Genomic DNA, 25,098 nt, shown 5'->3' on the forward strand with positions numbered 1-25,098 from the left:
CCACCGGCACCAACATGTCCGCTGCTCCTGCTGGTCGCACCAGTCAGGAGTCAGAGGTCCAGCACCACCGCAATGGGTACTCCACGCGGGTGCAGGGGGGCAGCCGTCCGTGAGCGTACCCCCGGCCACACAGCCCCGGACGTACGCATTCCACGCGACACACAGGAGTCCTGTGGTTGAACAGCGCGTGTGCAGTTGGCTTTCCCCACCATCCGATACAACCACCGCCGGTCCTTCAAGGGTCCAACCTGCACCGGGACGACCGATCCTCCGGCTCGTCCCGTCCCACAACCCGACCCTGGATCCAAGGAGTTCACGTGAGCTCACGCCCGACGGCGGGCCGCTCGACCGCAACCGCCCTGCTGGCCCTCCTGATAGCCGGCGTTTCGGCGCCCGCCCACGCGACGCCGACCCCGCCCGCCACACCCTCCTCGCCCAACGCGTCCACCACGGCGCCCACCAACACCTCATCGCCCACCACGGCACCAGTCGCTGCCTCCTACCGGCTCAGCCTGTCCGCGGCGCCCGACCACACCGAATTCGGGCAGCGCAAGGTCGACCTGTCCGGCACCCTGACGCGGTCCGACGGATCGCCCGTGGCTGATGCTGCGATCTCCGTCGGGCAGGGCGTGATGTACGCGACCTGGAACCCCTGGGGCGACCCCATCAACCCCGTCGAGAGCGAGAGCCGCAGCCTCGGCACCCTGCACACCGACGACAGCGGACGGTTCACACTCGCCAACGTTGCGGCCGACCGCTGGCTGGACAAGAACAGCGTCCTGCTGTCCCCGCTCGACCAGGTGGAGTTCTACGCCACTTACGACCCAGCAGAGGACCCCTCGGACCATGACGTCGTCTACGCCGACGCCACGGTCAACACCTCGCCCGTCACCAGCACGCTGACCTACAAGGTCAGCAAGAACACGGTGCGCGCGGGTGACACACTGACGGTCACGGGCAGGGTGAGCTGGCCGGCCGGACACGGGCCGGTCGCCGGCACGCGGGTGTTCCTGCGCACCTACTACGAGAACCAGTACAACGCACAGACGACCACGGACGGCCAGGGCAACTTCACCGTCAGCGCCAAGATCAAGTCGTACGACCGGGACTTCGTGATCTTCTCGGCTCCCCACGACTACTACATCAGCGGCGCGGAACACACGCTGCCGGTGAAGATCGGCACCGGCGGCGGCACGCCGAAGCCGACGCACACCCCCACCGCCACAGCCGGGCCCACCCACTCCCCGACCTCGCAGCCGTCGGCAACGGACTCGGCGACCACCACCCCGGTTCCCATGGACCCGCCGGACGGCTCCACCGGCGGTGACCTGGCCGGCACCGGGACCGAGGCCGGGCTCGCCGCCGGTCTCGCCCTGCTTCTCCTGGGCTCCGGCGCAGGCCTGATGTGGTGGCGAAGGCACCGGAACCAGGCGCGTGCCTGACACCGCCCACACGGGCGCACAGGCCCGTAGTGCGATTCGGCTCCGTCGTCCGGGGCCGCTCCGGGGCCCCCGGAGGAACTGAGCACATCTCTGCACGAGATGGACTGACGGGGCATCGCCTGCGAGCAGCGGAGGGCTCACAGACGTACGCTTGGCGCCGGCCGTGATGGTGTCGTCCAGGACGGCGCGCACGATCTGTCCCACCGGACGGTGAACGGGTTTCAGGAGTCGTCGCAACACGTGGACGCTGATGTACGTCACGAGAAGCTGCCAGTTGCCCGGCCGCAAGCACACGGCCGGGCAACTGCAGCACGCTCCGGGCCCTGCCGGCGCTGACCTGTCTCACAGGGTGGGGCGTGCGTACGCTCGCCCGCCCCGGCTCCTGACGACGTGTGCCAAGGCTGCTCGGCTTCTTGGAAGACCTCGGTCGGCTCTGTTGCGGGTGTGCGCGGCGTACTCGCGAGGTTGCGGCCGGTTCGTATGAGCCACCCGTAGCCGGCGGGGCGGACGCCCGAGTGGGCCCTCGGGCGGAGCAGGGCGGTGAGCAGGTCGAGGTCGACAACGGCAATGGCAGGGCCTTGATGCGCTCCGCGGGCCGACGGGCGCCGTCGGGCTCGGTACCAGGCTGTCCTGCTCGGCGGGGCTGTGGCGGCGCGGCCGTTCCACGCGTTCAGCAGGCGCGAGCGGCCTCAGCATGCTCGGCCCACTCCAGCGGGGGGTGAGGAGAGAGTCGGCCAAGCGCGCCAGGTGGGCACGCAGTGACATGCCCTCGGCGGTCTACGGGTCCGATCGCTGCTGTCTGCGGAGCGACGTGCAGCATGCGACCACTGCATCAGGTGCTGTAGGGGACCCAGGCGCGCTCCCCCGCGTCGTTGGTGCCGTACCAGTAGTGCGGCACGGCCGTGATGCCGGTGGTGCGGAACGGGTGGCCGCGGTCGTCGATGCGGATCGTGCCGGTGCGGCCCTGGGAGGACCAGTCGAGTTCCAGGTACCAGCGGGCGTCGTGGGTCTGTGTCGTCGCGTCGACCAGCAGCACCTCCGGGTCCCCGGCGGAGACGCGGTACGGGAAGTGCGCGGCCGGGATGACGTGATCGGCGTCGGCGCCGTCCTTCGGGCGCGTGACCGGGCGGTCGACGTCGAGGTCCACGGTGAAACGGCGGGGCGTGAGGTCGCTCCCGCAGCCCTGGCCCATGGCGTACGCGCTCCCGGCGGCCGGGTGGCCGCGGCTGACGATGCGGACGTGGAGCGCCTCAAGCACCACGGCCGTGGACGAGCGCCCCTGCACCGAGATCTGCACCCTCGTCTGCCGCCCGTCCACCGCGCCCTGCGTCGCCGCCCACGCCCGGGCGTCCTGCTCCACCGGCGGCGCGGGTACCTGTGCGGACGGCTTGGCGATGACGTAGTCGTGGCCGCAGCCCTTGTCCCAGACCAGGGAGTCGGCGCTCCAGGTGAGGGGCAGGCCGGTGCTCTGCTTCGCGGCTGAGGTAGGACCGCTGCCGGTGGCGGACGGGACGGGGACCTTGCCACGACGGCCGGGCGACGCGGCGCTCCCGGAAGGGGAGGGGAATGCGGTGGCCGGCGTCGCCGAGCGGTGGGGTGCCCCGGGGGCGGTCGTCCGCGAGCCCGCGCTGCGGGAGGTGTCCGCCTCGGAGGAGTGCCTGCCCGACAGGGCGGAGGTGGTGCTCACAGCGGCGACCAGCACGCAGGCGCCGGCGAGGGACGCCAGGACCCGTCGGCGGTGCCAAGGACGGGGAGCGGGCTCGTCCGGGTCCGGGCCGTCCCCCGGCTGCTCCGCGCGGCTGCCCTCCTCGACGCACGTCCCGTCGCCGCCCCCGTCCCCGTCCCCGTCCCCGTCCGGAGCCGGTGCCGCCGCCTTCGCTGACCCGGCGGTACGCCCGTCCTGCCGAGCGGCCGTCGCCGACAGCCACAGGCGGTGCAAGTCGAGCCGCTCCTGCGGTCCCGCCCCGCAGAAGGCCGCGAGCCGCTCCACGGGTGCGAAGTCCTGCGGTACCGCTTCGCCCGCGCAGTACCGGTGCAACGTGGAGGTGTTCATGTTGACGCGGCGTGCCAAAGAGGCGTAGCTGCGGTCCGTGCGGTCCTTCAGCCGGCGCAACAGCGCCGCGAACTCCTCGCCGTCGTCGCGCATCGACACCGCTCCCCCGTCGTCCGACCGTTGGTCCTGCATCCCAGGCACCCATATCCCTGCACGTCAGATGGGCCGGGATGGTTCCACCGTCGCCAGACGGGCGCGGGTCATTGCACCGCACTCCGGTGACCGTCGATGCTCTTCGTATCGCACCCCGCCAGGGCCGGACGGCCGGGCGGCGGCTGCGGCTCATGCACTCACCGCAACCACGGCACTCACGGGGACACCCATGCCCAAAAGCACGGCTGCACCAAGGACGTGACGTCCTGCGCGGCGCAGCAGGGCCCGGCCGCCGCCGCGCCGCGTACGACGTGCCCTGCCGACACGGGGCGGACACGTGGCCGGCACCGACGACCCCAGCACAGTCACACCGCTCGATCACTCGTAAAGGGAGAACCGACATGAACAGCAAGACCCGCACCGCCGTGACCGCCGGCGTCCTCGCCACCGCACTCGGGCTCGGCGCCACCATCCAGGCCACCGCCCAGACCCCGAGCGGGACCAGTGGCAAGCCGGCCGCGTCGGCACAGGCCGCCGTCCACGCCCCCGCGAAGGCGTCCACCGCCGCGGTGCAGTCGGTCACCGGCACGCCCGGCCACGTGGTGACCCGGGTCGCCGACTTCTACGGCGCGTACATCGACGCCAAGGGCGACTACACGGACCCGGACGCCGCGCTGGCCACGGCCCTGCGCAAGCACTACCTGACGGCGGACTTCGCCCTGCGGCTGGAGGCCTGGGAGGAGGAGAACGGGGCGGACGGCGTCCTGCGCGCCCAGAACGTCCCGGCGCAGTGGAAGGTGACCGACAACGGCGCCGTGGGACACAGCCGTGAGGTCATCGTCACCCTGACCTTCGGCAGCGGGGAGACGACGCAGAAGATCAAGCTCTACGTGCTGGTGGAGCGGTACGACCACATCGTCGACATCGAGACCACGAGCGCCCGCTGACGGCGGAGCACGACCGCCCACGAGCGGACCGCCGGCAGGGCCGCAGCCGGGAACCATGGTGACCTCGCCCTGCCGGCCAAGGCCGTCCGCGGGGCATCACCGGACCGCCTTCGCCGCGACCAGGGGCATCGGTTTCGCTACCCGAAGTAAGCGTGACGGAGCCGCGAAGACCCTCGTCACGGCCCTCGGGGACGCCGCCCGCCACGTGACGCCGCCCAGGTGACCACTCGCGGTGCCGGCCGACCCTGGTAAAGGACTCGATGCCCGTGCGGGCAATGCGGTCGGCAGTGCCGCATTGCCCGGGCCACCCAGGCAGGTGGTGATGGCCGTCTCGCATGTCGGGACGTGTCCGGCTCACCGCGCGCCGGGTGCGTCCCGGATGATGCGGTGCAGCCGGGCCCGAGGCCGGGGCAGACTCTCCCGTGCCGGCGGAGTGACGCGGATCATGGGTGGACCCGTCAGCCCTTCCGTCCGGCACCAGAGGTGCTGTGCGGGGGCATGCGGTGAGGCCAGGCAGCGGATGTTCCTGTGGACGCTGAACATTTCCGGAGTCTGCTCGGTCAGTCGGCCCCGCGCTGCCAGGCGTCTGACCTTCGACCGCACTCCCCCGGCCTTCGCCGGCACGGGCTGGATGGCTCTCCGTGATCCTCCGGTGGTCCGGCGGCTCCAGGCCAGTCCGTCGCACCGGCACCACCGGACCCCGCACCGCACGCCACCGCACCGCACCGCACCGCACCGCACCCGCCACTGTCACCGGCTGGTCCGCGGTCACCGCCATGGCCCACCCGACTCTCACGGGCGATCACGAACCGTTCCCACCCGGCCGCCGCCCCACCACCGCCCAAGAAGCCGAGCCGGCCGCCGGAAGAGCTGACGGGCCGCCACAGTAGGTCGTGGTTGAACAGCGCGGAATATGTTGCACGGCAAGGCAAGTCGGCGGACGAATCCTTGCACGGGCGGGCAAGAAGACGATCCGTGTGCTGCGCACCGTGAACTAGAGTGATCCTCGATCCCATTGAGCGAAATCACGGACCCAATTCCTTGGGATACGTCGACGAAGGCAAGATGCACGAAGGTGCCGTGTTCGTCTCCACATCGGCCATCGCCATTCCCTCCTGACCCCGTCCACCGGCTCGGGCCCGGGTTTGGTCCAAAACCTGACGTCGACCGCCCCCATCCGGCTCGTCGGCCGCACGTGCTGTGGCTGGGAGCCCCAACCGCCGCTGAAGCCTGGTGCGTTTTCACCGCGCCCCGGGCGAGCAGGAGACAGATTCTCGTGACCTGGTTCATCACGCACGAACCTGAAGTGTTTCGTTCCGAGGCGGGGGCGTTTCTCGCCGCCCGGCCCGACTGGCACACCATGCTGCTGTCCGGTCTCGACACGATCGAGCGACTGCGGTCCGAGGGCAAGACCCCGCCCACGGTGCTGGGCTGGTGGCGCGAACCGGACGGGACGGCGACGACGGCCGCGTTCGTGTGGATGCCCCCGCACCTGCTGGCTGCGAGCCGTCTGTCCCAGGACGCGGCCGCACACCTGGCCCGTGTCCTGTCCACCGGGGCCCAGCCGTTCACACAACTCGTGGCCGACGACTCCTCGGCCCGTGCCTTCTCCGAAGCGTGGCAGACGACCACCGGCTCCCCGCCGAAGAGCGGGCCTCACCTGCGCCTCTACCGTCTTGACGGGCTTGTGCGCCCTGCCCTCGCACCACCGGGGGCACCGCGGACGGCCACCGACGACGACCGGGCACTCCTCCACGACTGGTGTACCCGCTTCGTCACCGAAGCCGGCTCGCTCGGGGCCGATCTCGACGCATTCATCGACGAGCGGCTGAGCCGGGGCGGCTGGCGGTTGTGGACGTTGGGGGACGAACCGGTGGCCATGGCCGCCATGACGTCGGTGGTGGCCGGCGCGGCTCGCCTCACCCCCGTCTACACGTTGCCGGAACAACGCGGCCGGGGCTACGGCGCCGCTGTTACCGCAGCCGTCTCCCAAGCGGCGCGTGACGCCGGTGCGGAGCACGTGCTCCTCTTCACCGACCTCGCCAATCCGACGAGCAACAGCGTGTACCGACGCGTCGGATACCGCACCGTCTCGGACTTCCGCATCGTGCTGTCCTGACACCGCAGATCCTGCGCCGTCGACGGCCGCAGGCAATGGCCGGGCGCGGAGACAACGACCCGACGGCTGGATCACACGGTGGGAAAAGCGTGCCTGTGAAACCGGCCCGACAAGCAGAGGTAGCACCCATGACGAACGTATCAAGCGGAGCCGGCGAACCGTCTGTGGCGGGGGCATTGCCGGGCAAGCGCGAACCGCATGACCTTTGGCATCCCGGGAGCATGGCCGACGTGACCGCGAACTTCCGCCAGTACTTGACCGGATGGGGCGTGGCGGAACCCAGTGACAGCGACATCGACTGGTTCCGCAGTGGGCTGGCGCAACCGCAGTTCAACGGAGTGGTGAGGGTGCGCTCCTGGGACAAGGTCGAGCAGATCACCGCCACCGCGCGAGAGCACCTCGCCGGAGTGCCCTGGTGGTGGTGGGTCGGCCCGGACAGCCCTGCGGGCACGTCGGCGGCCCTGGCCGAGCACGGCGCGGAGGAGTTCACCACGATCCCGGTGATGGTCAGACCGCTCGACCAGGTGGTGGAGCCAGTGGAACCGTCGCCCGGCCTGCGGATCGAAGTGGTGACCGGTGACGACCGCTTGCGGGAGCTGGTCCGCACCTACAGCGCCTCGATGGGTGTCGCCCCGGGCCTCGAGTCCGACATCGTTCGGATCGAGTCACAACGTCGGGACAACGCGGACATCGTCCGCCTGGCGGCGGTCCTCGAGGACCGTGTCGTCGGGACGACCGTGGTGATCACGGCCCACGACGTGGCGGGAATCTTCATCGTCCATGTGGCCGAGACGCACCGCCGACTCGGCATCGGCACGGCGTTGACCGCGGCAGCGCTCCGGGTGGGACAGGATCGTGGAATGCGGCTGGCAGCACTTGCCGCGAGCCCGGCCGGCGAACCGCTGTACCGGCGATTCGGCTTCGCCGAGGTTTCGCAGTACCGCCTCTTCACCTGTCCCGTTTAGCGTGACGTGCCCCTGTACGGAAGAGCAACAGTGGTATCAGGCAGCACCGGGGACGATCCGGGTGCCCTATCGGGGCCAATGGAGCACGCGCCCAACCGGCAAGCAGGCGGTGACCTCCTCCCGTGCCAAGGTCCGCGCCGTCGGCGAGCGGGCCGACGCCGCCCCGGAGAGTTGGCGGCTCCTTCGTGAACTCCGTTGCAGCGCCACCCACATCACCGGCATCGTCAGGGCCGTCCTGGCCGTCCTGGCCGTACGCCTCGCCCCGTCAGCCTGCGCAGGGTGCGGCCTGGAGCCCTCGTCCAGGACAGCGCCGCCAGTAAGCGACAGCAAGGGAGCCCCTCGCGTGGCAGACGTCAGAGTGACCTACGACAAGACCGTGGACGCAGCCTACGTGTACCTCACCGAACCGCGGGTGCGCGTGAAGTCCGCACGCATGTATCCCTGCGATCCGGTGGACGTCGACGGCATGATCAACCTCGACTTCGACGAGCAGGGCCGCCTCATTGGCATCGAGGTACTGGCAGCCAGTTCGAAACTGCCCGCGTACCTGCTCCAGTCCGCGGAGCGACTGGACGCCGAAGGCTCCTGAACAGGCTGGTACCCGCCCTGGCGGAGACCGCGGCGCGAATGGCGGCAGGTCGGGCCACAGCAGCTTCCGGAGGACGCGTCAGATCCAGTCGCTTCCTGCGCGGCCGCGCTTCGTCGCCCCGCGTCGCTTCTTCTGCAGCAGTCGGCGCTCATTGACCTCCGCCGGTACCTTCACCGTCCGGCGCGGTGGTGGTGGCGGGGCCGTCGCCACCGTGAGCAGGGCCGCGAGCCTCTTGGCTGCGGTCTCCCGGTTGCGCCATTGAGAACGTTGCTCCTGCGAGCGCACCGATATCACCCCGTTGATGAGCCTGCCCGCGAGTCGCTCCAGGGCCAGAGCCTTCCACTCCGGTGGGAGCGCCTCAGTCCTGGCGAGGTCGAAGCGCAGTTCCACCTTCGTGTCGCTGCAGTTGACGTGCGCTCCCCCCGGGCCTGAGGAATGAGAGAACCTCCAGACAAGTTCGTCTTCCGGAAGAAACACCGATCCGCGGATGGCATAAGCATGTCTGGTCATGTATCCGTAGCCGTTCTTTCCAGCCTTCTCGTCATTCGTTTTCCCGCCGCGGATCGGACCACCGGGTGAAAGGAAGGCCACCACCCCGGAAACCCCGACCGATGCGGTGACCAGGTCAGGCGGTGGGGTGGACGCCGTCGAGGGCACGGCGTCCACCCAGGATCCGGACATGTCATGGGCGATCAGTCCGTCGGGCGATAGACCTCTCGCCCGCGGTAGAAGCCGCAGTGCCGGCAAGCCTGGTGCGGTGGGGTGGGCTTGGCGCACTCGGGATTCGTGCAGGGTGCGAGTACCGGCAAGGCGGCTTTCCAGTGGGCACGACGGTGACGGGCCCGGGAACGTGAAGTGCGGTGCTGCATGGCCTGAGGGCCTTTCGTGAAGGGTTGTGGACGCCGGCGGCGCTGACGGGACAACCGACCACGGGCCGTGGGGAGACGCGTCGAGGGGTGCGGTACGACGCACCGAGCGTGCCTGCTCGCGACACCACGGCCAGGCGGCCACAGGCAGAGGTGCGCGGTGGCAGGCGAAGGCACGGCGAGGCGGGAAGGGGCGCGGAGGACCGAGGTCGGTACGGTGCGAACGTGCCGATGAGGGCACGTAGAGCGATCAGCACCCCACAGGGTGGATTCGTGCCCTACGCGAGACGGACGGCTGGTCACCGATGCGGGCCATGGCCCATCCGGCTGAAAGCCACCGGCAGTTCGGTGGCTAGAGTCTGTCGACCTCGATCATGTCGCCCACCCTAGCAGCATCGATTTATCACGCAGGCACCAACTGTCGCTCCGACAACAAGCACACCACACGGCAAGCCGCGAGCGATGGCAGCGACATGAGCGCCGGTCGCGATCACGGAGAGGGCGACGGTGGACAGAAGGCGCGAGCGTGTTGTTAAGCTGATCGGTGACCGAGGAACGTATCCAGAGGAGTCATAGACGTGGTGGGTGAAGACGACATCTCCGGGTGAGATCCGGATCTGACGGCCGCCGGCCTGCGCTCGGGAGCGCTGCCGATGTGGCCTCTTTCGTCGTCCCCCTTTCTTCCATGTCTGCCCAGGGCAGAGGTCTACGCTCTGCCCTCAGTACCTCCGAGGTTTCTCCCATGTCCGACGCTGCCGTCGTTTGCTCGAACGTCTCTTTCGCCTGGCCCGACGACACCCCGGTCTTCAACGACCTGTCCTTCTCCGTGGCCCCCGGCCGGACCGGCCTGGTCGCGCCCAACGGCTCCGGCAAGAGCACCCTGCTCAAGCTGATCTCCGGCGAGCTGAAGCCCGTCGCCGGCTCGGTGTCGGTGAACGGCACGCTCGGCTACCTCCCCCAGACACTGCCCCTGACCGGCGACCTCACCGTTGCCGAGGTGCTCGGCGTCGCCGCAGTGATCCGCGCCCTGGACGCCGTGGAGTCCGGGGACGTCGACGAGAAGCACTTCGCCACCATCGGCGACGACTGGGACATCGAGGAGCGCACCCGCGCCCAACTCGACCGTCTCGGCCTGGCCGATCTGGCCCTGGACCGCACCCTGAGCACGCTCAGCGGCGGGCAGGTCGTCTCCCTCGGCCTCGCCGCCCAGTTGCTCAAGCGTCCCGACGTCCTCCTGCTCGACGAACCGACCAACAACCTCGACCTCCAGGCCCGGCACAAGCTCTATGACGTGCTGTCGGACTTCAACGGCTGCCTGCTCCTGGTCAGCCACGACCGTGCGCTGCTCGACCGCATGGAACGGATCGCCGCACTGGGCAGCGACGAACTACGCCTGTACGGCGGTAACTTCAGCGAGTACGAGGAGGCCGTTCGCGCCGAGCAGGACGTCGCCGAGAAGAACGTCCGCAACGCCGAACAGGAGCTGAAACGGGAGAAGCGGGAGCTGCAGCAGGCACGAGAACGTGCCGAACGCCGGGCGAGCAACGCCGCCAAGAACCTGAAGAACGCCGGCCTGCCCAAGATCTTCGCGGGCAACATGAAGCGCGGCGCGCAGGAGGCCGCGGGCAAGTCCGGCACGATGCACGCTTCCCGCGTCAGCGAGGCCAAGGCACGCCTCGACGAGGCCGGACGGGCGCTGCGCGAGGAGCAGCGCCTCACACTGGAACTGCCCGGCACCCAGGTGCCCGCCGGCCGCAACCTGTTCCTGGGCACAGGCATGCAGGCCCGCCTCGGCGACAGGGACGTGTTCGCGGCGGGCGGCGTCGACCTCAGTGTCCGCGGTCCCGAACGCATCGCGCTGACCGGTCCGAACGGCGCGGGCAAGACCACGCTGATGCGGCTGGTCACCGGTGATCTCACTCTGCTCGACGGGGAGATCAAGCGCAATGACGGCAGGATCGCCTACCTGTCACAGCGTCTGGACCTGCTGGACCTGGACCGCACCGTGGCGGAGAACTTCGCCGCGTTCGCGCCGGAGCGGCCCGAGGCGGAGCGGATGAACCTGCTCGCCCGGTTCCTCTTCCGAGGCCCCAGGGCCCATCTGCCGGTGGGTGTGCTCTCCGGCGGCGAACGGCTGCGCGCCACCCTGGCCTGTGTCCTGTGCGCGGAGCCGGCCCCGCATCTGCTGCTGCTCGACGAGCCCACCAACAACCTCGACCTGGTCAGTGCGGGGCAACTGGAGAGCGCGCTCAACTCGTACCAGGGCGCCTTCATGGTGGTCAGCCACGACGAGCGATTCCTCGCCGAGATCGGGATCAACCGTTGGTTGCGGCTGGCCGACGGGGTGCTCGAAGAGGCGGCAGCACCGGCGGTGTGAACCGCCCCGCGTGAAGCAGCTGCGTCACCGAGGCCGTGCGCGGGGCAGGTCCGGCACCCGGGCACGAGCGAGCATCCCCTTCGTCCAACCTCTGGGTTGGACGAAGGGGCCCGGGGCGCGGCCGCACGGTGCGCGCCGTGGTACGCCGCTTCGCTGCGGAAGCCACCTCACCGGAAGTACGGCTGACCGGCTGCTTCGTGACCAACACCGCCGCAGAACTGGCCCCGCGCGATCCCGCGGCCGCCCGCCGGGTGGAGATCAGCTGGGAGCACGTCGAAACCGGATCCGCCGATTCGGATGCGGCCACCACAGCAGGCCGGCCACTCGTCGGCGGTGACCGGCTCCAGTCGTGTCCGGTCGGAACCCGGGTTCCCAGGTCCGCCCCACCGCATCCGCCGGGCGCCGTCGACGCGACCGCCCCGGGAAACGCGGATGCCGCGCACAGCCGTGATCTGGCAGGATCCGTGGGTGCCCGCTTCCCTGTACGAATCGCATGTGACGGTCCGCTGCGCCGACCCCGACGAGTGGGTACGGCTGCGCCGGTGGGCGGCCTCGGGTGGCCTCAAACTGACGCACATCGTGCTGGCGCGCGGTCGGATGCGCGAGCAGCCCATGCTCACGCTGTCCGGTTCCTCGTCGTACGTCGAGCAGACGGCGCGCGTACGCGACGTCGTGGCGGCGCTGCGAGCGGACGGCTTCGAGCCGGTGCGGGTGAAGACCGAGTCGACGCCGTGGGCCGCGGAGGTACCGGCGCGGCTCGCCGAGGACGACGAACGGTACTTCGAGCACCATGTGAAGCTGCTGCTCGACGCCGACACGGACCTGGCCGCGCTCGCGGCGCAGGTGGTACCGCACGGCGCCCATCTGTCGTGGAACGCCCTGCGGGTGCGGGACGGTGCGCGGCACGAGCGGTTCGTGACGCAGCGATGCCGCTCGGTGGGTGCCGAGGCGGCCGGGCAGGCGCTGGAGCGGTTGCTGACGGAACTGGACGCCTTCGTCGTGCTGAGCGTGGAGCGGGAGTTCGTACTCCATGACAGCGACCTGTCCGTGGACGACGGTTGGATCGAGGAGCCTGTGGGGGTACGGACATGAGCGGGACGGCATGGGACGGATTCGGCTGGCGGAGCACCGAGTTGCCCCGCGAACCCTTGGACGAGGCCAGCCGCAGAGCCGAGGACCTGCCGAAGACGCTCGCGTGGGTGCCCGGGGACGACGTGGTGCAGCGCCCGGTCTTCGACCCGTCGCTGGCGCACCACCGAAACGCCTACCGCGCGACCGACCCGCGGTTCACGGATCCGACGCGGGGCCAGGCGTGGCGGGCGGCCCGGCGTCAGGCCCTGCACCTCGTGCTCGACGCGATCGCTTCCTCGCCGTGGGTGGACGCCCTGGTGCTGCGGGGCAGCGTGCTGATGTCGCTCTGGTTCCCGGACGCCGCCCGCGAGCCCGGCGACCTGGACTTCGTCGTCGTCCCCGACACCTGGCGCATCGACGACGGCCGCACGGACCGGATGCTGCGCGGCATCGCCGCGGCGGCGCAGTCGCTGGCCGACGCACGCGGCCGTGAGGTCGGGGTCTCGGCACGGGGCGCGGTCGTCGAGGACATCTGGACCTACGAGCGGGTACCGGGCCGCCGCATGGTGCTGCCGTGGGGCTCACCCGGGCTGCCCGGCGGCCACGTCCAGCTCGACTTCGTCTTCAACGAGCACCTGCCCCAGCCACCCGAGCCGACCGAACTGCCCGGCGGGGCCGTCGTGCAGGCGGCCACACCGGAACTCTCGCTGGCCTGGAAACTGATGTGGCTGATCAACGACAGCCACGCGCAAGGCAAAGACCTCTACGACGCCGTACTCCTGGCCGAACGCCACCCGCTGCCCTACGAACTCCTCCACGAAGTGTTCCGGCTGTCCGGCGAATGGCCGTACCACCGCGACACCATCCTCCTCGAAGACGTCACCGAGGCCGTCGGATACGTGGAGTGGAGACACTTCGTCACCGAATACCCGCAGTACAAGAACGCCGAACGAGAGTACGCGGACCGGCTCGTCCGCGCTGTCACGCGCACCTTCGGCAAAGCCACCGACTGAGACCCGGGCCGGGTGGTGGACCCGGATCCGACACAGCGTGTCACATGGACATGACGGACCGCGACTGCTCTGGACCTCAGCGGACCTGACGCGGGGGGAAGCGGATCCTGGCGTCCTCGGTGTGGGCTCGCATGACCTGCTGGGCACGTGTGTCGTCGCGGGCGGCGATGGCCGCGATCAGTTCGCGGTGCTCCACCCAGGCCTGATGGACGACGGGCGTGTAGTAGCGGCGCACCCTGTTCTCGACGCGTGCCGCCAGTTCCGCGAGGACGGCGTTCCCTGCCAGTTCCATGACACAGGCGTGGAACGTGGCGTTCGCGGCGACCGCCCCCTCCACGTCGTCGGCAGCGACAGCCGCCTCGCCCGTCGTACACAGGTCGTCGAGCCGCTCGAGCCCGTCGGCGGACGAGCCGACCGCGGCCAAGCGTGCCCCTTCGGTCTCCAGCAGGGCACGGACGACGAAGAGCTGGTCGGTCTCCGCGCCGGTCGGCTCGTGGACGAAGGCGCCCTGCGCGGGGCGGAGGTCCACCCACCCTTCGGTGTTCAGCCGTTGCAGCGCCTCGTGCACGGGCTGCCGGGAGACGCCGAGACGGGCCGCGAGCTCGCTCTCCACCAAGTGCTGGCCCGGATGCAGCGACCGTGAGCTGACCAGCTCCAGCAGCGCCTGGTACACCTGCTCCCGCAAGGGCCCGGGGCGCTGCAGCCTGGGTACGGATCCTTGCGGCAGCCCGTTGAACGGCATCTCGGCCTCCACTGGTTCCCTGGACGCTCCTACTGCGTCGACCTCACCGGACGTGGGGCAGAGTATCGACCTGTCGGCGACGCGTGAGAAGTGGATCCGGCCCGCTTCCATCTCACCGTCGCCCGAGGCACGGGCCGCTGACCGGCACGGCGCACCGTCGGTGGACATGCGCCGCCGTACGTCTGCCACCAGGATGAGGGGACGGTGGACGGGGTTTCGGCAGCGTGCACTGCGGCGCTCCCACCAGGGCGCCGCAGTGGCCATGAGGAACGGGCTTTCCCCTCGGCGGCCCGCGTTACCGACCGCTGACCGTACGGGGCCGCCGGCGGCCCCGCACAGGAACGAGAGGCAAGCACGTCATGAGTGAGACAGGGCAAGGCGCGGGCCGCGTGGTCGTCGTCACCGGTGGTACGCGCGGCATGGGCCGGGAGACGGCGGGCTACCTCGCCCGTCTCGGCTACCAGGTCGTGGTGAACTACGCCGGGAACCAGGCGCAGGCGAACGAGACCGTCGAGGAGATCGCCGCCAGTGGCGGGACCGTCGTGGCGAAGCGCGCGGACGTCGCGGACGAGGTCGCGGTCGCGGCCATGTTCGACGAGGTGGAGACCGAGTTCGGCGGCGTCGACGTCCTGGTCCACGCGGCAGGGATCATGCCGGTCGGCCCGATGGTCGACTTCGACCTCGACCAGCTCGACCGGTTGCTGCGCGTCAACCTCCGCGGAACCTACGTGGTGAACCAGCAGGCCGCGAAACGGCTCCGCTCCGGCGGCGCCATCATCAACTTCTCCAGCTCCATCACCAGGTTCAGCCGGCCCGGCTACACCGCGTACGCGGCGACCAAGGGCGCGGTCCAGGCCATGGCCCTGATCCTCGCGCGCGAGCTGCGGGGGCGGGACATCACCGTCAACGTGGTGGCTCCCGGCCCCATCGCCACGCCGCTGTTCTTCGAGGGCAAGAGCCAGGAGGTGATCGACCGGATCTCCGCCGAGCCGCCGCTCGGGCGTCTCGGTGAGCCGGACGACGTCTCCGGGGCGGTCGCCTTCCTCGCCGGGCCCGGCCGCTGGATCAACGGCCAGACCCTCTTCATCAACGGCGGAGCGATCTGACGGCATCGCCGGAAGTTGTCGAACCACAGCGCCGGCGTGCGACCGCCTCGACCACGTGGTCGGCTCAGGTGCCCGGGGCGATCGCACAGGCGGAGACGCAGACCCAGCCACCCTCACGCTTCTGGTACGTGTCGGTGTAGAGGGCTTCCTGGGCCGCTCCGTCGGTGAGCAGGGTGTACGTGGCGCGGCCGTGGATCAGCGCGACATCGCTGAGGATGCGGATCTTGACGTCGTGGACGGCGAGGTCCTTGAAGGGCCGCGGCTCGGCGATGTAGTCGAGGAACTCGGCACGGTTGCGCGTGACACCCGGGGTCTGCACGACGAAGTCCTCGGCGAGCAGCTCGCTGAAGCGCTGGACGTCGTTGAACTGGTCGGAGTGGACGTAGTCGTTGTTGAGCTGCTCGAGGATCGCCAGGTCCTCACTGGACTGTTTGGTGTTGGTGTCGTTCACTTTCTTGTTCCTTCTCTGCGTGTTGCGGCGTTCGCTGCAGGTGGGCTGCTGCTCCGGCGCCGTGTACGCGCTGTCGGCGAACGAGGCCGTCATCAGAGGGAGCACCGCACGTGGGAACGCTTCGCGTTCGCCGTGGAATGCAACAGCCGTCGCGATCTGAACAAGTGGTGCCGGCATTCGACTGCCGCCTCACGGGGCCCGGACGCCGGGAGTCAGCCGGGCAGCTCCCGCTCCGAGCGAAATCCACCCATTACGGCCGAACTATCACCAAGCCTCGCAATCACGAACGAGACTGTCAAGTCCTCTTGATGGTGGAATTGCCAAGAGCGACACGACCGCCGGCGGCATACCCCCGCGTGCCGGCCCCGGCGCCTTTGCCGTGCTGGACCACGACCGAACGGAGCCGGCAAGCCGACGGGCCCGCATCAGCCCACGGTGTACGTCTTCACGTGGGCCAACGCCATGTCCATGGCGATCCGCATGGGCTCGACGTCGCGTGCCATCTGAGCGAGCAAGTAGCTTCCTTGCAGGGCCGCCATCACGGACAGTGCGAGCTTCGCGGGATCGGCTTCCTCCTTGAGCGAGCCGTTCTCCTGCATGCGGCGCAGGCCGGCGGCGATCAACTCCTGCCATTCGCCGAACTTCTCAGCGAGCAGGTTCCGGGCCTCCGGGTCTTGAGCGGCGCGGGATCCGACCAGTGCGCCCAGGGCGCATCCGTAGGCCCCGTCCTGGAGGGAATTGAAGCGGATGATCGCATCGCTCCAGCGTTCCAGGGCAGGGAAGGAGTTCATCCGTTCCAAGTACTGTCGGTCGCGTTCGAGAATCTGTCGGGCACGCAACTCGATCACACTGTGCACAAGCTCGTCCTTGTCTGCGAAATGACGGTAGAACTGGGACTTGCTGGTCCCGCTCACCGCTCGCACGTCATCCAAGGTCACCGAGTGGACACCCTTGACGTAGAAGAGGTCCGCGGCGGCCTGGATCAAGCGATCACGTGTTACTGCTCCGCGCGCCGTGAGGCGCCTCTTCGGCAGAGCGTCGTCGTCTTCGGCCATGGGCTCGGGCGTCTCAGTCGTGGACGTCGTCGACTGGCTGCCGCCCGAGGTCGAACAGCTCGCAGAACTGAGGGTGCTTCTCGATGAAGCGGTCCACGACGGGGCAGCGGTTGGTGACTGCCGCGCGCTCCTTCACCAGGTCGCACAGCGCCTCACGGATCAACGCGGTTCCCAGGCCGCGGCCACGGTAACCCTCCTGGACGTACGTGTGCGTCAGGCTGTACCGGGTGCCCTTGCGCTCGTAGGCGAGCAGCCCCGCGTAGTTGCCGTCCTCTTGAACCTCGTAGAACCTGTTGTCGTCGTCCTTGAGGACTCTGATCGAGCCGCTCGTGTCACTCCACAGCACCTTGGGCATCGCCGTTCCTGTCACCTTGTGCCGGCCCCGCCTGGTTGACGGGGCACTCCTCTCGCTCACCAGTGGACGAGATCGTCCTCTTGGAGGGTCGGTGAGCCTTCAGCGGACGCGGATGATGGTCTTTCCCCTGACCCGCTCGTTCGGGTTGAAGGCCGCGACGGCGTCATCGAGCGTCGCCACGGTGCCGATGACCGTGCGCAGCCGCCCGTCGCGCACCCGCTGGACCAGTTCGCGCAGTTGGACGCGATCAGCCTCGACGACGAAGTCGACGGCCAGACCGTCCGCAGGTCGCGCCTCCGGCGGGCCGGCGATGGTCACCAGCGTTCCTCCGGGGCGGACCAGGCTCGCGGACCGCTTCCCGATGTCACCACCGATGACGTCGAACACCAGGTCCACTCCACCGACGTCTTCCAGCGTGTCGCCGTCCAGGTCGACGAACTCCGTCGCGCCGAGGTCGAGCGCCGCCGGACGATCGGCGGCACGTCCGGTACCGATGACGTGAGCACCCGCCTCGCGGGCGAGCTGCGTCACGATCGATCCGACCCCACCGGCCGCGCCGTGCACGAGGACGCTCTGCCCCGGCTGAAGCCGACCGTGCTCGAACAGCCCCTGCCACGCCGTCAGGCCCGAGATCGGCAGGCTCGCGCCGACCGTGAAGTCGACGTCGCCGGGCAGTGGCGCGAGGTTGCGTGCCTCGACGACCGCGTACTCCGCCAGTGTGCCGTCACGCGTCCAGTCCGTGAGGCCGAAGACTCGCTGCCCCACGGACAGTCCCCTCGTTCCGTAGCCCAGGGCACTGACCACTCCGGCGAGCTCATGGCCGGGGATCGACGGTGTGCGGTCGCGGCCGAGGCGGTCCGTCCAGTTCGAGGGCCACGTCAGCTCCCCCGGGGTGAAGCCGGACGCGTGAACCTCGACCAGCACATCGTTCCCCGCCGCCTCGGGTATGGGGCGCTCCGCCAGCCTCATCCCGGCCGTCCCCGCGGCCTGATCGGTCACAACGATCGCCTTCATCGGGTTACCTCCGCGTATCTCGCCGTCGAACGCTCCGCATGCGGGCGCTGAGAGCTTTCAAAAGTGAACTTGATGGTCCACAACATGGTTGCCATCTGCACTACAACAGCATACTCAAGTCCAAGACTGGACGAGATAGTCCCCTACTGTTCTCTGCGCACGTCATCCGAGGAGCGGTCCGGACACGCCGGCGCCTGCGGTCGGGTTTCCGGGACGCTGGTGACGACGGACCGCCCTCCCACAGGGCGGGGTGGCGACAGGCCACACCCCGCCCCCGTCGTCCGTGGTCAGAACCTGATGAGCACCTTCAGGCACCTGCGGTCGGCCATGTCCTGGTAGCCGGTCGGGACGCCTTCGAGCTCGGTGGTGGCGTCGAAGACCTTCCCGGGCTCGATGGTGCCGCCGAGGACGTCGGGCAGAAGGTCCTCGATGTAGGCGCGCGCCGGTGAGGGGCCGCCGGCCAGGCGGATGTTGTGGCGGAAGAGGCTGGCGATGCCGATGGGGGCTTCCTCGTACTGCGGGGCGCCGACGCGGCTGATGACCCCGCCCGGTCGGATGATGCCAAGGGCTTGGTCGTAGGCGGGCCTGGTGCCGACGGCCTCCAGGACCACGTGCGGGCCGTACCCGCCAGTGAGCTCGCGGACCGCTTCGACACCTTCTTCGCCGCGGGCGGAGACGACCTCGGTCGCACCGAACTCACGGCCGAGGTCGGTACGCGCCTGATGCCGGCCCATGAGGACGATCTGCTCGGCGCCCAGCCGCCTGGCGGACAGGACCGCCATCAGGCCGACGGCGCCGTCGCCGATGACGGCGACACGGGTGCGCTCGCCGACTCCGCCCGACACGGCAGCGTGGTGGCCGGTACAGAAGACGTCGGAGAGCGTCAGCAGGGAGGGAATGAGCGCCGAGTCCGCGGCGACGGGGAGCCTGACGAGGGTGCCGTCGGCCAGAGGGACGCGGATGGCCTCGGCCTGGGCGCCCTCCTCCGCCTCGCCGTCCCAGAAGTTCGCCTGTGGGTGGACGCAGGAGCTGGACAGACCCTGACGGCAGAACTCGCAGGTGTTGTCGGAGGTACTCCACGGCGAGACGACCAGGTCGCCACGTTCGACGGTGGTCACCTCCGCGCCGGTGTCCTCGACGATGCCGATGAACTCGTGGCCCATCCGTGCGGGACCGTCCTCGGGCTTCAGCGAGGCGTACGGCCACAGATCTGTGCCGCAGACGCAGGATGCGGCGATCCGCACCAGGGCGTCGGTCGGGTGCTTGATGACGGAGTCGGGCACGTCCTCGACGCGGACGTCGCCGGCGCCGTACATGAGTGCTGCACGCATCGTGATACTCCCTTTCCAGGTGGCACCGATGGGAATGACAGTGCGCATCGGCCGGCCACGCAGCGCCACCGCGTCACGCACAGCGGAAACGCCGATTGCGGAAACAGAGCCGTTCGGTGTTCCGGCTGATGTCGCGGCCGGGATTCTCGACGCGCTTTCGTCGGCGCCGGAGCGCCACCGTTGATCGCCGGTTGTCAACTCCACCAGACGTGGAGCACGCGTTCCCCTTCCGTGATAGCACAGACGAAGGGACTATGTAGTCCATGTGGTGATCGCCTGAGGATGCCGCGATCGTCGGGGTCCTCACCGCGCTCACGGGAACCTGGTGCGTACCGGCGCGGGCCGCCGCCCAGCTGTTGTCGCGGTGGTCCGCGGGACAGACGCGTCACGCACACCCGCGAAGGCCGCGCCTCATGCGCTCGACACCCCGTGGGCAGGGAGCAGTCGACTCATCCGCCCGAGCGTGGGGCGGCAGGCTCCCGGCACTTCGACGGCCCCGGTGATCGCGCGTAGTAATATCGGCTACATGTCCGTAGACGATGCTCCCAGGCAAGAGCGGCGCCTGACCTCGCGTGGGGCTGTCACCCGCGACCGCATTGTTCAGGCCGCTGCCGACCTGTTCTACGTGAGGGGTGTCAACGCGGTCTCACTCGACGACGTACGGGCGACAAGCGGGACGAGCAAATCCCAGCTCTATCGCCACTTCGCGGACAAGGACCAGCTTGTCCACAGCGTCATCGCGCTGCGGACCGAGCAGGTCCTGAACCGTGATCGCCAAATGCTGGAGCGGATGAATTCCCTCCGCGCGCTCGAACGGTGGAGCGACAAGCTCATCCACCTCAACTCCTTGCAGGACGGTGCCTACGGGTGCGCGCTGGGCTCGCTGGTCAGCGCGCGGGCGGCGCAGGACCCGACGTCGAGGAGCAAGCTGGCCGACACCTTCGCCGAGTGGCAACGGCTCATCTCGGCAGGCCTGAAGCGTATGCAGGAGAACGGCTCGCTGCGTGAGGACGCGGACCCGGAGCAGCTCGCCACCGCCGTCATGGCCGCCCTGCAGGGTGGCTATCTGCTGGCCCAGACCGCGCAGGACGTCGAGCCGATGCGCGCCTCCATGCAGATGGCGCTGACCTACGTACGCTCCTTCGTCGTGGAGTGAGCCGGCTCCGCGGCCCGGTGCCTCGCCGCACGGGCAGCCGGGCAGTGCGTCAGCTCCAAGAGGGCGAGAGCCACGTGCCGGAAAGCTTCGCGTCGACCAGGTCGATGTATTCGGGATTCTTGCGGATGAACCTGTCGACGACCGGACAGTAATTCGAAATGGTGTTTCCGTTGATGCGCAGAAAGTCCAGGACGCTCTTGATGAGGACGCTGGAGAGACCGCGCCCCCGGAAAGCGTCGTAGACGACCGTGTACATCAGGACGCGTCGAACGCCGATCACCCGATACCCCATGCGACCGGCCGCCTCACCGGCAACGGATACCTCGTAGCGATGCTCCTTCTCGTTGTTGCTCACCACCACGGACGATTCCGCGCCCGAGAATATGATGTCCGGCATCCCAGCCCTCCGGTCCCCTTCGCCAGAAGCGTGGTCGGCTGGCGTGAAGAGGGTTCGGCCACCCGCGGATTCGGTGTGAACACCCGCCGGCCCCGGCCTCGGGCGCGGCGCGTTTCAGCCTAAACGAAGTGGACGAAACAGTCCAGCCAGGGTCCGCTCGCATCCCGAACGCACACACTGTGACCTGCCAGGGAGCATCGCAGGGGTCGTCCTGACCCGGCTCGCCTCGGCCTTCGGCGGTTTCGACGCCCTCTTCGCGCTCGTCGACGAGGGGCGCCTGCGCGTCTCCTCGGACGCCGGGATCCCCACGAGGCAGGCCGATGCCTTGTTCGGGATGTCGTTGGACGAGGACCGGCCGTTGCCTTGTGCCATCCGTACCGGTCAGCCGCAGTTCATCGCCAACCAGGAGGAGTTCGCACGGTGTTGGCTGAGTGGCACCACTGCCGTCCAGGCACCGCCCGGCCCCGATGTCGCCATGTCCATCACTCCTCTCAGCCCGCCGGGCGACCGGCCGCTCGGGGCCTGGGCAGTGCTACGCGGCGGGCCGGTCCTGCGAGTCCTGCCCGATGTCGACTACCCGGAGGAGACCTTCACCCTGGAGGGCACCGCGCTGGTCATGGTCAGCGACGGCGTGGTCGAAGGGCCGGGCCTGACGTTGGAAGCCGGACTGGAACGAGCGGGGACGCCGACCGGCCGCGCCCTCCACGACCGGCTCGATGCCGAGGCGATGGCGGACGTCATCCTCGACGCCGTCGTCGCCCCACCTCGACGACATGGCCGTGCTGGTCATCCGGCGCGCCTGATCGCACACCGTGTTCCGGCTCGAGAAAGCTACACCTGCAGGAAGGACTGCAGCATGGCGGTCACTTCCTGCGCCTTCTCCTCCGTGACGAAGTGTCCCGAATTCTTCAGGACTCGTCCGTCCACGCTCTCCGCGTACTCACGCCATTGGTCGACGACTATTCCACCGAAGGAATCCTGCGCGCCGACGGCGAGGATGGGCATCTTCAGTTTGCCGCGGGCCAGGAACTCCTTGTTCTGCTGGATGTTCGTACGGAACTCGCGGTATACGCTCATCCAGGCCTCCGTGCGGCCGGGCTCCTCGAGGAAGTGGGCGTAGTAGTCGAAGTCCGACGGCGTGAACGGTGACCTGTTGCCCACCAGGTACGCGGTGATCATCTCCTCGACGAAGACCCGCTCGTGACCGGCGATGAGGTGTTCGGCGAGAGGCATCTGGAACATGCCCCAGTGCCACGGGGAGGGCCGCTTCGGGTCGGGGCTCAGGGCGGGGAAGCCGTAGGCGCCGCCATCCGCGATGGGGGCCTCCATCACGGCCATGCGGCGCACCTCCGACGGCCACTGCGCCGCGTAGGCGTAGGCGACCCACACGCCGACATCATGGCTGACCACCTGGATGCCGTCGTCGAGTCCCAGCTGCTTCAGCAGTTGGTGCACGTCCTGGGCCAGTTGCACGGCCTGGTAGCCACTCTTCGTGACCTGTGACTCGCCGGTGCCACGCAGGTCGACGGCGATCACGGTGTGGGTCCCGGAGAGCGGGCCCATCTGCTGCCGCCACTCGGCCCAGGTCTGCGGGAATCCGTGGATCATCACCACGGGCGAGCCGTTTCCGCCCTGCACGTAGTGCATACGGAAGCCATTCACTTCCGCGTATTTCGATTGAAAGCCGGCGGGTGGCTGAGATTGCGGATAATTCGACGGCGACGGCTCCACGATCGAGCCGGTCTTTCCTGTTCCGATGCTCATTGACGCACCTACTCGGAATCGCGATCTCGTCATTCCACACTAGACGTGCGGGTACGGCGAGGCCACCCACCTGCCCGGCAGCGCACCTGCCGAAGCTCTCACGCCGCTTCTGCGCGAGACGGTGCGGTGTCTCAGACTTCCGCCACCGCCTCCCGCAGGTACGTCTCCAGTTGCCTGACCGACGCGGTCACGCCTCGCGTGTCGAGCCGGCAGGTGTAGAGACGACGGACGATCGTGGGTTGCCGCACGGGCAGGGCCACGACGCTCGGCGGAGCGTCCAGCAGCAACAACCGCGGCAGCAGCGCGACACCGAGACCCGCCGCGACGAGATTGAGCGCGGTGCGGAAGTCCATGCCGTCGAAGTCCAGACGGTGTCCGCTCCCCCGGTCGGCGTCGAGAGGTGACGCCGCCAGATCGCGGACGTCGACCGCCGTGGTGATCCACGCGTCCGACGGCAGGTCAGCCGGGGTGACGGCGTCGGCTCCGGCCAGGGGATGACCGACGGGAAGGACGACCATGATCGGATCGTCCATGAGGTGCTCCTGCGTGAGCCCGGTGGGGACCGGCACGGGAGCGTGTGCGTAGTCGAAGGTGATGGCCAGGTCGATCTCTCCCCGGAACAGCAGCGCGTGCGTTTCGCGCTGCTCGAGTTCACGGAGTGTGATGTGGACTGCCGGATGGGTCGCACGCAGGCGGGCGAGCGCCGGAGGGACGATGGAGGCCGCCGCCGAGATGAACGCGCCGAGCCGCACCTCGCCGCCGCTCCCTTCCGCGAGCGCCGCGAGCTCGGTGGCAGCGCGGCTCATCGACACGCTGATCGCGGCCTCGGTGTCGAGGAGGGCCTGCCCCGCCTCGGTCGCACGGACGGGCCGCCGGATCACGACGCGTGCGCCGACCCGCCGTTCCAGTTCCGCGATCTGCTGCGAGACCGCGGACTGGGTGTAGCCCAGCTCCTCCGCGGCGGCGGCGAACGAGCCGAGCCGCACGACGGCCTCAAGGGTCACCAGGTGCCGCGGATCGAACAACCAGGACATGAGGTTAAGGATAGCTTATCGTTCGAGAAGGGATCATCGCTTGTGCTACTCGGGAGGCGTCGCCGACGCTGAACGCATGGACATCACGCAATTCGACACCGCGATCGACGAACTCCCCCGATGCCGGGTCGGGTTCTACCCCACTCCGTTCCATGCCTTGCCCAACCTGTCGGCCACGTACGGGATCAACCTCTTCATGAAGCGCGAGGACCTGGCAGGACCCAGTGCGATCAGCGGGAGCAAGATGCGCCTGGCCGAATTCGTCCTCGGGCGGGCCCTCGAGAACGGGGTGACACACGTCATCACCCAGGGCGAGTACCTGACCAATTCGGGTCTGCAGTTCGCCGCCGCCTGCCTGAGCGCGGGAATCACGCCGATCCTGGTGCTCACGCGGAACGTGCCCCGGCACGGTGAGCTCGGCGAGTTCCGCGGCAACTACCTGCTCAACAAGACGATGGGGGTGGAAACCCACGTCATCAACGTCACCGACAACGTCTGGCACTCTCCGGGCGAGGCCGCGCGGATCACCGACGCCATCGCCCTGCGCAAGGCCGAACTCGAAGCGCAGGGGCACCGGGTCCTCGTCGTCGGGACCGGTGGCGCGCACCCCGACGGCTACGTCGCGCACGCCCTGACGTTCCGTGAGATGCTCGAACAGTCCGATGCCGCAGGGGTCGACCTCGACTACGTCTACCACACGATCGGCACCGGGACCGCGCTGCCGGGGATGCTGGCGGCGAAGCTGAGCCTGGGACACCGGGTGAGGTTCCGGTCGATCTCCATCCAGAGGTTCGACGAGGGAGGCCGGATGCACCCCGGGGTGATCGTCGACCGGACCAAGGCGGTCCTGGCCACCTTGGGCGCGCCCGCACCCGACGACGCGACGATCCTCGCCGAGATCGACATCGACCAGCGTTTCATCGGCGAGGAATACGCCGTCGCGTCCGCCGAAAGCACAGCTGCCATCCGCGAACTGGCCCGGGCGGAAGGCGTCTTCGTCGGCCCTGTCTACACCGGCAAGGGACTCGCGGGACTGCTCGACCACGCCCGCAGTGGGCGGATCCCCGTCGGCAGCGACGTCGCGTTCCTGCACACTGGGGACACCGGCAACCTGTTCGAGATTCCCCGAGTCGTCGGCCGCATCGCCGGCTGAGCCGG

General features: G+C 69.1%; 24 protein-coding genes and 2 pseudogenes. 13 read left to right on the top strand and 13 right to left on the bottom strand.

Annotated elements, in window-relative coordinates:
* Positions 1–317 precede the first annotated feature (317 nt).
* Positions 318–1,442: a transthyretin-like family protein gene (locus ABZ479_RS32805; protein WP_500464945.1), complete on the top strand. Its 1,125-nt coding sequence runs from the start codon at positions 318–320 to the stop codon at positions 1,440–1,442.
* Positions 1,443–2,274: 832 nt separating this feature from the next.
* Here the strand turns inward: ABZ479_RS32805 and ABZ479_RS32810 are convergent.
* Positions 2,275–3,627: a helix-turn-helix domain-containing protein gene (locus ABZ479_RS32810; RefSeq protein WP_500464946.1), complete on the bottom strand. Its 1,353-nt coding sequence runs from the start codon at positions 3,625–3,627 to the stop codon at positions 2,275–2,277.
* A gap of 362 nt (positions 3,628–3,989) precedes the next feature.
* On the opposite strand from ABZ479_RS32810, the gene ABZ479_RS32815 reads away from it, so the two are divergent.
* The 5 genes and pseudogenes from ABZ479_RS32815 (at position 3,990) to ABZ479_RS32835 (ending at position 8,208) form a co-directional block, all read left to right on the top strand.
* Positions 3,990–4,535, top strand: a complete 546-nt coding sequence (locus tag ABZ479_RS32815) for a hypothetical protein (RefSeq protein WP_500464947.1) — start codon at positions 3,990–3,992, stop codon at positions 4,533–4,535.
* Positions 4,536–5,811: 1,276 nt separating this feature from the next.
* Positions 5,812–6,654 carry a GNAT family N-acetyltransferase gene (locus tag ABZ479_RS32820; protein WP_500464948.1) on the top strand — a complete coding sequence of 281 codons (843 nt, stop codon included), beginning with the start codon at positions 5,812–5,814 and terminating at the stop codon, positions 6,652–6,654.
* A 221-nt stretch (positions 6,655–6,875) separates the two neighbouring features.
* Complete coding sequence (locus ABZ479_RS32825; protein WP_500464949.1) at positions 6,876–7,619, top strand: GNAT family N-acetyltransferase; 744 nt, start codon at positions 6,876–6,878, stop codon at positions 7,617–7,619.
* A 34-nt stretch (positions 7,620–7,653) separates the two neighbouring features.
* Positions 7,654–7,863: pseudogene (locus ABZ479_RS32830) on the top strand (IS5/IS1182 family transposase); the annotation flags it as partial.
* Between the two features lie 99 nt (positions 7,864–7,962).
* Positions 7,963–8,208: a DUF2283 domain-containing protein gene (locus ABZ479_RS32835; protein ID WP_500464975.1), complete on the top strand. Its 246-nt coding sequence runs from the start codon at positions 7,963–7,965 to the stop codon at positions 8,206–8,208.
* A 78-nt stretch (positions 8,209–8,286) separates the two neighbouring features.
* Here ABZ479_RS32835 and arfB read toward each other — a convergent pair whose 3' ends face one another.
* Together arfB and rpmF are read right to left on the bottom strand one after the other, a co-directional pair.
* A complete protein-coding gene (gene arfB, locus ABZ479_RS32840) occupies positions 8,287–8,718 on the bottom strand; it encodes an alternative ribosome rescue aminoacyl-tRNA hydrolase ArfB (protein ID WP_500464976.1) in 432 nt (143 codons plus the stop codon).
* A 182-nt stretch (positions 8,719–8,900) separates the two neighbouring features.
* Entirely contained in the window at positions 8,901–9,077 is a 177-nt protein-coding gene (gene rpmF / locus ABZ479_RS32845; RefSeq protein WP_500464950.1) for a 50S ribosomal protein L32, read from the bottom strand.
* Positions 9,078–9,816: 739 nt separating this feature from the next.
* On the opposite strand from rpmF, the gene ABZ479_RS32850 reads away from it, so the two are divergent.
* From ABZ479_RS32850 to ABZ479_RS32865, 4 genes and pseudogenes are all read left to right on the top strand, one after another.
* The gene (locus ABZ479_RS32850; protein WP_500464951.1) at positions 9,817–11,451 is read left to right on the top strand and encodes an ABC-F family ATP-binding cassette domain-containing protein; all 1,635 of its coding nucleotides are present in this window, start codon (positions 9,817–9,819) and stop codon (positions 11,449–11,451) included.
* 128 nt (positions 11,452–11,579) lie between these two features.
* Positions 11,580–11,732 (top strand): annotated as a pseudogene (locus tag ABZ479_RS32855) (TetR family transcriptional regulator); the annotation flags it as partial.
* Between the two features lie 151 nt (positions 11,733–11,883).
* Positions 11,884–12,543, top strand: a complete 660-nt coding sequence (locus ABZ479_RS32860; protein ID WP_500464952.1) for a hypothetical protein — start codon at positions 11,884–11,886, stop codon at positions 12,541–12,543.
* Complete coding sequence (locus ABZ479_RS32865; RefSeq protein WP_500464953.1) at positions 12,540–13,535, top strand: nucleotidyl transferase AbiEii/AbiGii toxin family protein; 996 nt, start codon at positions 12,540–12,542, stop codon at positions 13,533–13,535. The genes ABZ479_RS32860 and ABZ479_RS32865 overlap by 4 nt, the downstream gene beginning before the upstream one ends.
* Before the next feature lie 76 nt (positions 13,536–13,611).
* Here the strand turns inward: ABZ479_RS32865 and ABZ479_RS32870 are convergent, their stop codons facing one another.
* Positions 13,612–14,277, bottom strand: a complete 666-nt coding sequence (locus ABZ479_RS32870; RefSeq protein WP_500464954.1) for a GntR family transcriptional regulator — start codon at positions 14,275–14,277, stop codon at positions 13,612–13,614.
* A gap of 359 nt (positions 14,278–14,636) precedes the next feature.
* Here ABZ479_RS32870 and ABZ479_RS32875 point away from each other — a divergent pair, with 359 nt between their 5' ends.
* Positions 14,637–15,383 (top strand): SDR family oxidoreductase, encoded by a 747-nt coding sequence (locus tag ABZ479_RS32875; protein WP_500464955.1) that lies wholly within the window; start codon positions 14,637–14,639, stop codon positions 15,381–15,383.
* Positions 15,384–15,447: 64 nt separating this feature from the next.
* Here the strand turns inward: ABZ479_RS32875 and ABZ479_RS32880 are convergent, their stop codons facing one another.
* The 5 genes from ABZ479_RS32880 to ABZ479_RS32900 form a co-directional block, all read right to left on the bottom strand.
* On the bottom strand, positions 15,448–15,834 hold the full coding sequence (locus tag ABZ479_RS32880) for a nuclear transport factor 2 family protein (protein ID WP_500464956.1): 387 nt from the start codon (positions 15,832–15,834) through the stop codon (positions 15,448–15,450).
* 425 nt (positions 15,835–16,259) lie between these two features.
* Positions 16,260–16,889: a TetR/AcrR family transcriptional regulator gene (locus ABZ479_RS32885; RefSeq protein WP_500464957.1), complete on the bottom strand. Its 630-nt coding sequence runs from the start codon at positions 16,887–16,889 to the stop codon at positions 16,260–16,262.
* 13 nt (positions 16,890–16,902) lie between these two features.
* On the bottom strand, positions 16,903–17,244 hold the full coding sequence (locus ABZ479_RS32890; RefSeq protein WP_500464958.1) for a GNAT family N-acetyltransferase: 342 nt from the start codon (positions 17,242–17,244) through the stop codon (positions 16,903–16,905).
* A 99-nt stretch (positions 17,245–17,343) separates the two neighbouring features.
* Positions 17,344–18,258: an NADP-dependent oxidoreductase gene (locus tag ABZ479_RS32895; protein WP_500464959.1), complete on the bottom strand. Its 915-nt coding sequence runs from the start codon at positions 18,256–18,258 to the stop codon at positions 17,344–17,346.
* 287 nt (positions 18,259–18,545) lie between these two features.
* On the bottom strand, positions 18,546–19,589 hold the full coding sequence (locus ABZ479_RS32900) for a zinc-binding dehydrogenase (RefSeq protein ID WP_500464960.1): 1,044 nt from the start codon (positions 19,587–19,589) through the stop codon (positions 18,546–18,548).
* A 526-nt stretch (positions 19,590–20,115) separates the two neighbouring features.
* Between ABZ479_RS32900 and ABZ479_RS32905 the strand changes: the two genes are divergently transcribed.
* A complete protein-coding gene (locus tag ABZ479_RS32905; RefSeq protein ID WP_500464961.1) occupies positions 20,116–20,745 on the top strand; it encodes a TetR/AcrR family transcriptional regulator in 630 nt (209 codons plus the stop codon).
* Between the two features lie 49 nt (positions 20,746–20,794).
* Here the strand turns inward: ABZ479_RS32905 and ABZ479_RS32910 are convergent, their stop codons facing one another.
* The 4 genes from ABZ479_RS32910 to ABZ479_RS32925 all read right to left on the bottom strand — a co-directional run bounded on the left by ABZ479_RS32910 (position 20,795) and on the right by ABZ479_RS32925 (position 23,940).
* Positions 20,795–21,142: a GNAT family N-acetyltransferase gene (locus ABZ479_RS32910; protein ID WP_500464962.1), complete on the bottom strand. Its 348-nt coding sequence runs from the start codon at positions 21,140–21,142 to the stop codon at positions 20,795–20,797.
* Between the two features lie 532 nt (positions 21,143–21,674).
* Complete coding sequence (locus tag ABZ479_RS32915) at positions 21,675–21,932, bottom strand: hypothetical protein (protein WP_500464963.1); 258 nt, start codon at positions 21,930–21,932, stop codon at positions 21,675–21,677.
* Between the two features lie 41 nt (positions 21,933–21,973).
* Positions 21,974–22,789: an alpha/beta fold hydrolase gene (locus ABZ479_RS32920; protein WP_500464964.1), complete on the bottom strand. Its 816-nt coding sequence runs from the start codon at positions 22,787–22,789 to the stop codon at positions 21,974–21,976.
* Positions 22,790–23,037: 248 nt separating this feature from the next.
* Positions 23,038–23,940, bottom strand: a complete 903-nt coding sequence (locus tag ABZ479_RS32925; protein WP_500464965.1) for a LysR family transcriptional regulator — start codon at positions 23,938–23,940, stop codon at positions 23,038–23,040.
* Positions 23,941–24,016: 76 nt separating this feature from the next.
* Between ABZ479_RS32925 and ABZ479_RS32930 the strand changes: the two genes are divergently transcribed.
* The gene (locus ABZ479_RS32930; protein ID WP_500464966.1) at positions 24,017–25,093 is read left to right on the top strand and encodes a 1-aminocyclopropane-1-carboxylate deaminase/D-cysteine desulfhydrase; all 1,077 of its coding nucleotides are present in this window, start codon (positions 24,017–24,019) and stop codon (positions 25,091–25,093) included.
* Positions 25,094–25,098: the final 5 nt, after the last annotated feature.

This window comes from Streptomyces sp. NPDC005722 (genome assembly GCF_040630935.1).
GTDB lineage: Bacteria > Actinomycetota > Actinomycetes > Streptomycetales > Streptomycetaceae > Actinacidiphila.